At 72.6% G+C, this 2,057-nt stretch carries 2 protein-coding genes and 1 pseudogene; 2 read left to right on the top strand and 1 reads right to left on the bottom strand.

The genetic code is table 11. From position 1 onward, the window contains the following. Positions 1-230, top strand: a pseudogene (locus tag ABZ749_RS34425) (polyprenyl synthetase family protein); the annotation flags it as partial. Between the two features lie 152 nt (positions 231-382). Here the strand turns inward: ABZ749_RS34425 and ABZ749_RS34420 are convergent. Continuing rightward, positions 383-772, bottom strand: a complete 390-nt coding sequence (locus ABZ749_RS34420; RefSeq protein WP_091408069.1) for an Rv2175c family DNA-binding protein — start codon at positions 770-772, stop codon at positions 383-385. A 188-nt stretch (positions 773-960) separates the two neighbouring features. Here ABZ749_RS34420 and ABZ749_RS34415 point away from each other — a divergent pair. Continuing rightward, positions 961-2,057, top strand: a 1,097-nt coding sequence (locus ABZ749_RS34415) for a protein kinase (protein ID WP_357235416.1), incomplete at its 3' end; no start/stop codon positions are given.

The raw sequence follows: 2,057 nt of genomic DNA, 5'->3' as shown, positions 1-2,057 counted from the left end.
CGGGCCGCGAGCTGCTGCTCGGCCGCCTCGGCGACCCGGAGCTGGACGAGCACGGGGTGGCCCGGCTCCGCGAGGTGATCTCGGGGAGCGGGGCGCTGGCCCGTACCGAACAGCGGATCGCCACACTCACCGACGCCGCCTTGGCCGCCCTGACCGCCGTCGACCTCGACACCGAGGCCCGCCAAGCCCTGGTCGACCTGGCCATAGCCGCAACCCGCCGAGCCGACTGACCTCACCCGCCCCCGCCCCGCCGGGCTGCCCCGCCCTCGCCCCCGCCCCGCCGGGTTGATCATGGGGTTGGCGACCTTCGCCTCGGCGTCTCGCGCCGCCAACCTCATGATCAACGCCGGAAGGCGCGGAAACACCGAAGGCGGGTGGGGGGTTAGAAGCCTTGGGCTTGGGCTCGGCGCTTCACCTCGCGGGCCTGGTCGCCGGAGAGGGCGGCGGCCGGGGTGGCGCCCGGGAGGGTGTCGTCCGGCTCGTAGAGCCAACGCAGGACGGCCTCGTCGTCGTAGCCGTTGTCGGCGAGCAGATTGAGCACGCCGGGCAGGTGCTTGAGCACGGTCTGGTTGGCAACCAGGTCCGCTGGGATCCGGCGGACGCCGTCGCGGCGGACCGCCAACAGCTCCCGGTCACGGATCATCTGGTGCACCTTGCTGATCGACACGTCGAGGCGTTCGGCGACGTCGGGCAGGGTCAACCAGTCGGCCGGGTCGGTGGGGCCGGCGAGCTCCAGGCCGGGCGCGGCCTGGTCGGGTACGGGTTCGGTCACCCGACCACCCTGCCACGCCGCCGCCGCGACGAGCCACCGGCACCCCGGGCGGCCCCTCCGCGTCCTCTTTCCTGATCGCCGCTGACCAGCGAACAAGGGGCCGAGAACGCGGCGGGACGGACCGGTTCGGCGTACGGCTGTAGCATCCTGTTCATCCTTCACCCTCTGGACACATAGACTGCCTGCCGATGGACACTCAGGTCGCCGACACGTTGCTGGGCTCGCTGATCGACGGGCGCTACCGCATTCGCGGTCGCGTGGCCCGTGGTGGCATGGCGACCGTGTACACCGCCACCGACGAACGCCTAGAGCGCACCGTCGCTGTCAAGATCATTCACCCGACCCAGGCGAGCGAGGCACGGGCCCGGATCGCCAACTTCGTGGCCCGGTTCACCGACGAGGCGAAGACCATCGCCCGGCTGACCCACCCGAACGTGGTGGCGGTCTACGACCAGGGCACGCACGCCGGCCTCCCGTACCTGGTGATGGAGTACGTCCGTGGCCGCACGCTGCGGGACGTGCTGGCCGAGCGACGCCGGCTCAACCCGGACGAGGCGCTGGCCATCGCCGAGCAGATGCTCGCCGCGATCGCCGCCGCGCACCGGGCCGGTCTCGTGCACCGCGACGTCAAGCCGGAGAACGTGCTGGTCGCGGAGGCGCCTACCGGTGGCGTCGCCAACCTGGTCGACAGCGTCGTGAAGGTGGCCGACTTCGGGCTGGCCCGGGCGGTCGAGGCGAGCGCCGACGAGGAGCAGGGCAACCAGCTGATGGCCACCGTGGCGTACGTCGCCCCGGAGCTGGTCACCGAGGGCCGCGCCGATCCGCGCACCGACGTCTACTCGGCCGGCATCGTGCTCTTCGAGATGCTCACCGGTCGGGTGCCGTACGACGGGGACCGCCCGGTGGACGTCGCCTGGCAGCACGTCGACCGGGACGTGCCGGCGCCCTCGACGTTGGTGCCGGGCCTGCCGTCGGTCCTCGACGACCTGGTGCAGCGGGCCACCCGCCGCGACCCGGGAGCGCGGCCCGCGGACGCCGGCGCGTTGTTGACCGAGGTGCAGGTGACCCGGGATCGTCTGGGCGACGCCAACAGCCACACCGCGGTACTCAGCCCGGTCAGTGACGCACCGTCGCTCTCCCAGCCGACCATGATGGTCGCGACGCTCCAGCCGCCCAACCGCCCGTCGTGGGCACGCCTGCCCGAGGGCGCCAGCAGCCAGGGGCCGGGTCGTCGTCTTCAAGGGCGCCAAGAACCCGGCGCTCGCCAAGCTCCTGGCGCAGTACC

Origin of the sequence: Micromonospora sp. NPDC047753 (genome assembly GCF_040642735.1) — a bacterium.
GTDB lineage: Bacteria > Actinomycetota > Actinomycetes > Mycobacteriales > Micromonosporaceae > Micromonospora.
The sequence above is the reverse complement of the archived record's forward strand: the minus strand, read 5'-3'. Positions and strand labels throughout refer to the sequence as shown.